At 54.2% G+C, this 5,738-nt stretch carries 8 protein-coding genes; all 8 read right to left on the bottom strand.

Translation table 11 applies throughout. The features are described 5' to 3' along the window. Positions 1 to 10 precede the first annotated feature (10 nt). The 8 genes from ACOYNV_RS25255 to ACOYNV_RS25290 all read right to left on the bottom strand — a co-directional run bounded on the left by ACOYNV_RS25255 (position 11) and on the right by ACOYNV_RS25290 (position 5,214). Complete coding sequence (locus ACOYNV_RS25255) at positions 11 to 286, bottom strand: hypothetical protein (protein WP_422902574.1); 276 nt, start codon at positions 284 to 286, stop codon at positions 11 to 13. Further along, positions 273 to 1,124, bottom strand: coding sequence for a hypothetical protein (locus ACOYNV_RS25260; protein ID WP_422902575.1), 852 nt, complete (start codon positions 1,122 to 1,124; stop codon positions 273 to 275). Before ACOYNV_RS25260 ends, ACOYNV_RS25255 begins: the two co-directional genes overlap by 14 nt. Further along, positions 1,124 to 2,647: a DEAD/DEAH box helicase gene (locus ACOYNV_RS25265; protein WP_422902576.1), complete on the bottom strand. Its 1,524-nt coding sequence runs from the start codon at positions 2,645 to 2,647 to the stop codon at positions 1,124 to 1,126. The genes ACOYNV_RS25260 and ACOYNV_RS25265 overlap by 1 nt, the downstream gene beginning before the upstream one ends. Then, positions 2,637 to 3,563, bottom strand: coding sequence for a hypothetical protein (locus ACOYNV_RS25270; protein ID WP_422902577.1), 927 nt, complete (start codon positions 3,561 to 3,563; stop codon positions 2,637 to 2,639). The genes ACOYNV_RS25265 and ACOYNV_RS25270 overlap by 11 nt, the downstream gene beginning before the upstream one ends. Continuing rightward, on the bottom strand, positions 3,560 to 3,865 hold the full coding sequence (locus ACOYNV_RS25275; RefSeq protein WP_422902578.1) for a hypothetical protein: 306 nt from the start codon (positions 3,863 to 3,865) through the stop codon (positions 3,560 to 3,562). Before ACOYNV_RS25275 ends, ACOYNV_RS25270 begins: the two co-directional genes overlap by 4 nt. Before the next feature lies 1 nt (position 3,866). Next, positions 3,867 to 4,103 (bottom strand): hypothetical protein, encoded by a 237-nt coding sequence (locus ACOYNV_RS25280; protein ID WP_422902579.1) that lies wholly within the window; start codon positions 4,101 to 4,103, stop codon positions 3,867 to 3,869. Continuing rightward, positions 4,104 to 4,361 carry a hypothetical protein gene (locus ACOYNV_RS25285; RefSeq protein ID WP_422902580.1) on the bottom strand — a complete coding sequence of 86 codons (258 nt, stop codon included), beginning with the start codon at positions 4,359 to 4,361 and terminating at the stop codon, positions 4,104 to 4,106. It abuts the gene before it with no gap. Between the two features lie 100 nt (positions 4,362 to 4,461). Next, the gene (locus ACOYNV_RS25290; protein WP_422902581.1) at positions 4,462 to 5,214 is read right to left on the bottom strand and encodes a hypothetical protein; all 753 of its coding nucleotides are present in this window, start codon (positions 5,212 to 5,214) and stop codon (positions 4,462 to 4,464) included. Positions 5,215 to 5,738 lie beyond the last annotated feature (524 nt).

Raw genomic sequence — 5,738 nt, forward strand, 5'->3', positions numbered from 1 at the left:
ACTGGCACTTTCAAGTTGCCGAATTCATGGTAGTTTCACGGCGCCGCGCACACAACTCGATAAAAAACGGAAGCACTGCTGGAATCGCTTGTGTAACATCTTCGATGGATCGCCCCAGCACCTTGGCAAGTCGGGCAGGATTCGATGGGAGTCGATCATTAACCCAACACTCCAGACGCATGACGTAGAGCAATCCCTGTTCGGCAAGCGTCATGGTGCGGAAGTCGATCTTCGCCAGCATCGAGGCTGCGTACTCTTGGTACGCTGGTGCTTCACGGTTTTGCATTACGTACTCCAATCAGAACTTTGGCCAGAGCCATGACGCCAGCACGCACATGAAGGTCGTTTGCATCCTCTCCAATCACGTTGCTTATGCACCACGGCAGGCCGGTGGCTTGTGCCGCCTTCTCGCCGGTAAGTGAAGCATCGTTGTCGGCAAATACGAAACGCCGGCCTGTCATGTTGCTTGCCACGTGGATCATGTTGAAAGCGGAGAAGCACACCATCACGCACGCGTTGAGGTGCAGCAGGTGCAGAGCGATATCGATAGATAGGCCAGTGGCGTACCCTTCGCAGTAAAACGTCTCAACTGCGCTTTGTGGGCCTATGCGAAGGATGGCGCCCTTGGCTCTCATGCCGTGGAGCATCTTCTTTTCCCATTCGTTATCGACCAGGCAGATGGTTTGAACGCCAAGCAGGTTGTTATCTCGGAAGTCGCGCATTGGAATCAACAACTCGCCATCCTTTCCGATGAGCGCCTGCACATCAACCAAGCCCTTTGCTTTCAAATAGGGATGCGTATCACGCGACGCCGAAGCGATCATCACACTGGCACCCTTGGCGGCGGTAGCGTGGGCCTTCTGCTTTTCAACTTCAGCAACTCGTCGACGTAGCGCCCATTCCCGCTTTTCCGCTTCGTTCCATGGTTTCGCGTTGGGGTCGTGCCACCATTGCGGGGGCTCGCCGGTTTCCCAGTTTTGAATCCATCCCCGGTATCCATCGAAGAAGTAGGCGCCGTTCTTCGATTCGGGGTGCTCTCTGGTCGGGCATCGGTGAATTTTGTCACCTGCGCGTAGGTCACCAATTTCTACGCCATTGACGCGGGCAAATGATCTGAAGTCCATCACGCGGCCCTCCCATGACGGAAGGCAATTGAATTGGCGCGAGATTTGTTCGAGACTGCCTTGCTAATAACAACATTCTGCGTTTGATCGAAGTCCGGCAAGTTGCGCGGGAATGATCCGGTTATCGACTTGAACAGGTGTGCTGCGCGGCCCTTGGCGGTGTCCGGGTTGCCTTGTCCTCGGCATAGGGTTACGGACTGCTCCCAAACCGTCAGCTTGTCGCCAACGGTGGCCTTGCCGATTTTGAACTCGATCATTTCGCCGGATTCGTGCACGATCAGGCTGGGGCGAACAACTTCATGCCCACAAGAAATACATCGTTTCCCGCATGGTGAATATCCGCAGTTCGGGCATTCCTTGGCTGGTTTTTCTTCGTCTTTACGAACAGCCTTATCCAGCTTTTCGCCCATGTCCAGCGAGTCCAAACCGTTGTAGAAAATATCAGCAAAGTCGTCTGCGAAGCGAACAATATTCCCGGAGAAGTCGAGTAACAGGCAATCCACTTTGCCGGTGTCTGGCGAGGCCCGAAGACCACGGCCCCACATCTGCACGGCGGTCGACAATGACTTGCGCAGCGGCCGGCAGTCGCACACGCAGCCAACATCCTGAACGTCGAATCCCTTGGCCAGCGCCTCAACCGAGACCAGTACGCGCAATACGCTATCCGACTTTTTGTACTCTGCAAGCAGGGCGGCGCGTTCCTCTGGCTTGGTATCGCAAGTGAAGGTCGCGGCCATGATTCCGACCTCGTTGAACTGCCTGGCAATTTCCTCACAGTGCGCTATGGTTGCACCGAAAATAATCGTCTTGCGGTCGCTGGCGAACTTCTGCCACTCGATGACCACGTCGCCGATAATCTCCATGCCACGATCAGCTGCGGCAGCCGGCGTCCATTCGCCACCAGAGGTTTCAGCGTTTCGCATGTCTGGCTTGGAGCAACTGAACACCCGCAGGGGAACCAGCACACCACTCACGGTCAATTCGTGCATTGAACCCGCACTCACAAGATTGGTGAATATCTTCCCGAGTCCTGCACTGAATGGTGTTGCACTTAAACCGATAACGGCGGCGCGGCAGGTCTGAACGTGCTCAGTCCAGGCCTTGTACTGTGTATGCGCCTCATCAATAATGATCAGGTCCGCATCAGGCCATCCCCTGCTTGCGAGCGTTTGAAGGCTGCATATTTGAAATGATGCAGACTTGTCCGTGCGCCAGTGGTTGGCTTGTATTACGCCGTGCGCCGATAGTCCGTAGCTATCGGCCACGGCTGAGGTCTGGTTTATTAAGGTCGTCCTGTCACAGATAAATAAAACTTTCTTCCCCTTCAAAAGTGCCTCGTGTGCGAGAAGCATTGCGAGGTACGTCTTGCCGGCGCCGGTCGCGGCCATCAATAACTGGCGGATATGCCCTGCGATGTAGCCAAGTCTCAATTTCCCATGCGCAACTGTTTGGAAGTCACGCGGTGGCGGGAATGTTGCTGAGGCGTAGTTTGGCGTCTCACGCTCAATAAGTTCACGCTGCATGGCCGGCCTCCACTTTCGCAAGTGCTGCTTCGGCTTTTTCTGCGCGGCGCTTCCAGTGTTTAACCCACTTGATAGCTTCGTTCTTCTCGTTCGTCAGGCCATTGTTTCGCTCGGTCAATACCCGGATCAATGCTTCAGTTCTTTTGACCTCGGCCAGCGATACAGAAATCCGGTCGTCGGCATCGAAAACGCGCATCATGATTTCTGCCTCCGCCAGCATCGACTTGATGACCTGGCCTTGCTCGGTGCTGAAGTCGCGCAGTTCCTCAAGCTCGCTCTGGCCGGTGGCGTCTGGCTCTTCGATGCGCTCGCACTCGCCGTCGATGACCGCCGGCTTGGCTGGTGCAGCCTTGGCTGGTTGCGCAGGCTTGCCGATGTTGGCCGTTTTCATCGAGGCCGCGGTGCCGTGCTTGGTGGTGTAGGTGCGTTCAGTCGGCGCTGTCACTTGGAATTCTCCAAGTGAGGATTCTTCCGGATCTAACTTGGAATTCTCCAAGTGTGATTTTTTGACATCAGCAACCAAGTGATTTGAAACAGCACACCGTTTTGCAATTTCGTTATCACTCCAATCCGACCATTCAGTATCCGCAAGAAGCGTTTCAACAGCCTTGCGCTTGTCGGCGTTGCAGCGGCGCAGGCCGTGCTTCGCGTTGCACTTGAGGGAATAGAGAATCGCATCGCGCTTAGTGCCCGGCTTGCGATCTTCGAAAATCTCCACCAGGCCGGCAGACGTGGCGCCGAAGAATCGGTGGAAGCCATCAGCGAGCCAGAACGAAGCGCCATCGTAGAAGACGGTAACGGGCGGCATTTGGACGCCGGCCCGATAGGATTCGCAGTACTCAGCAACAACGTCCCGATTCAGTTCGATGCGTGATTGTGTACCGCCATCGATGCGGATTTGTGCGAGGGCGATCATGCTTGTGTCTCGCTACGCAGGAATTCGCCTTTGATGTGGTACGACTTGGCGCGAAGCCGGGTTTCACTGAGATGGCTTTCGCGGATCGTTACCCAGCGTAAAGTTACCGGGAATTCGTCGCGCAGTGCGGCTATGGCGCCAATAACGTACGGACGATCTTCATCGGCGAAGTCGATCAAACGAACGACAGCGCCTTTGAGGAGTGTGGTTTTTACTGCCCAAATGATCGCTGGCAGGTTAGAATTCGCCTGTTCAGGGGCGCTCGGTTTTCCTTCGGGAAGGTCGGGCGTTTTCTTTTCCATGTCAGCCACCAATTCCGAACGGGCTTGCAGCCTCAAGTGCTTGGAGAATCGAGGAGCTAAAACCGTCGAAAACATCGCGGCGAAACTTCCCCTTGAATATCGCCATCCCGGTCAACGAGTCATAGATAACGGCGGCTTTTTCTTCTGGCGCATGACACTGATTAAGGCTTGCGGCAGTCTCGGCTGCGAATTCAGCGCCAACGGAACGGGCGAACTTGGAGAGTTTGGAGGCGTTCATTTAAGCCACCTCGCCAGCGAGCACTGATTGAATATCAGCCACGCGCCAAGAAAGACGCCCACTGATACGAACCGGGCGCAGCGGGCCATTTTCCATACATGCCCAAGCCCTGAGCGTTTGCGGTTTGCGGCTCAAGTAGTAAGCGGCGTTCTCGGTCGGTACAGCAGTGCGGGTTTCCAGCGCGAGCGGCGGGAAGGTCATGAAGTGCGCGGCGGCGGTTGCCAGCGGCTTGATTGATTGAGCGGTGACTGTTTGCATTTCGGGAACCTCTTTTGCGTTGAGAGGTTGCTAGATTTTCATCCCCGAAATATCCCGAAAAACTGCGGAAGAATTGCGCCAAAACTGCGTCAACTTTCCTCTATTTAATCCGGTATGTTCTGGTTGCTGCCTTAAGTTGTCCGGTAATGTCATTTGACTGGATAGCATTCGCGTCTTGCATGGGGGCAATCTTCCCATTTTTACGCCCCCAAGTTTTGACACGCTCTAAGTACCAGTATCCATGTCTTCCCGGTACTTTTGCAGACTGCAATTCTGGACTTCGTGAAGCGTCTGCCAGGTCACGATTGATAGACGGCCATTGGCGCTCAAGCTCACTTATCAGCGCCTTCCGCTTCAGCATTTCCTCGGCAGTCGATACCCCTAGCACGGGCGGGGCGGCAGTCTCTGGCGCACCAGAAAGAACATTCACCGACTCAATCGACAAGCCACTATCTGCTTTTGTTTCTTGAATCGGCAGCCTCGGGAAACCATCCGGCAGGTCATGGCCGTAGCTGGAAAGCCACGAACCAAACTCAGGCAGAGATACTACTGTTTGCACAAACTGTTCTTCATTAAGGCGAATAAGCCAAATGGGATTACAGGACTTCATATAACGGCTAGCCATGTCTATACGCTCTACGGCTTTGGCTCGCAAAGCGGCATCCTTTTCATCCCGTTCAACTGGGGGCACTACAGAGGCTATACCAGTCTGTTTGTTGATTACCATCATCCCGGCAGACCAGTAATCATTCTTTTTGGCACGTTCAGGGTTACGCCCTACTGACAACAACGCAGCCTCACGAAGCGTAGCCGTCACACCGGCAGCCCAATAATTCCAATCGATAATTTTCATAGCGTTCCTTCAAACGCCTTCAATAAGGTGCCACCCACGGGCCGGTGAAGGTTTCCGGCGTTCCCTCCGTCGAGGTAGTGGGCGGCTATTCGGTCAGTCTGTGCCCGGAGAACCAATAGATATGCGGTTCTTCGGGCGGGTATTCGTCAGGCGGCGGCAGTATTTACCAGTTCAAATGTGAAAGAGCGTGAATTCTTTGTTCTTGGCGAAGGGGGCCAGCCCAAAACCTCGCAAGGCAAAAAGCATTCAATCTGCTCGTCATTCATATCGCCAACCCGTCCCAGTTCATCAGCCAAACTCAGAACCATTGCCCACACCTCGGGGCGGCGCAGCGTCTTTTCCGTCAGTATTGATGAATGAAAAAACTCATCGCGCCAATGATGAAGATTAGCCAGTGCATTCGCTTTGGTATTTTCACAACCAAGACAAAGCTTGCCACCGTAGTTTCACGTGGAACATCAACGACCACCATCAGAGAACCTGATCTCTACCAAACAGTTCCCTGCCTTTTTTTTCCAATAATT

It is taken from the genome of Propionivibrio sp. (assembly GCF_049316945.1).
In the GTDB taxonomy this organism is placed as follows: domain Bacteria; phylum Pseudomonadota; class Gammaproteobacteria; order Burkholderiales; family Rhodocyclaceae; genus Propionivibrio.

Coding starts and splice junctions, on each gene's coding strand:
- ACOYNV_RS25260 (WP_422902575.1), bottom strand. CDS start 1,124: ATGGACTTCAGATCATTTGCCCGCGTCAATGGCGTAGAAATTGGTGAC.
- ACOYNV_RS25280 (WP_422902579.1), bottom strand. CDS start 4,103: ATGAACGCCTCCAAACTCTCCAAGTTCGCCCGTTCCGTTGGCGCTGAA.
- ACOYNV_RS25275 (WP_422902578.1), bottom strand. CDS start 3,865: ATGGAAAAGAAAACGCCCGACCTTCCCGAAGGAAAACCGAGCGCCCCT.
- ACOYNV_RS25265 (WP_422902576.1), bottom strand. CDS start 2,647: ATGCAGCGTGAACTTATTGAGCGTGAGACGCCAAACTACGCCTCAGCA.
- ACOYNV_RS25270 (WP_422902577.1), bottom strand. CDS start 3,563: ATGATCGCCCTCGCACAAATCCGCATCGATGGCGGTACACAATCACGC.
- ACOYNV_RS25285 (WP_422902580.1), bottom strand. CDS start 4,361: ATGCAAACAGTCACCGCTCAATCAATCAAGCCGCTGGCAACCGCCGCC.
- ACOYNV_RS25255 (WP_422902574.1), bottom strand. CDS start 286: ATGCAAAACCGTGAAGCACCAGCGTACCAAGAGTACGCAGCCTCGATG.
- ACOYNV_RS25290 (WP_422902581.1), bottom strand. CDS start 5,214: ATGAAAATTATCGATTGGAATTATTGGGCTGCCGGTGTGACGGCTACG.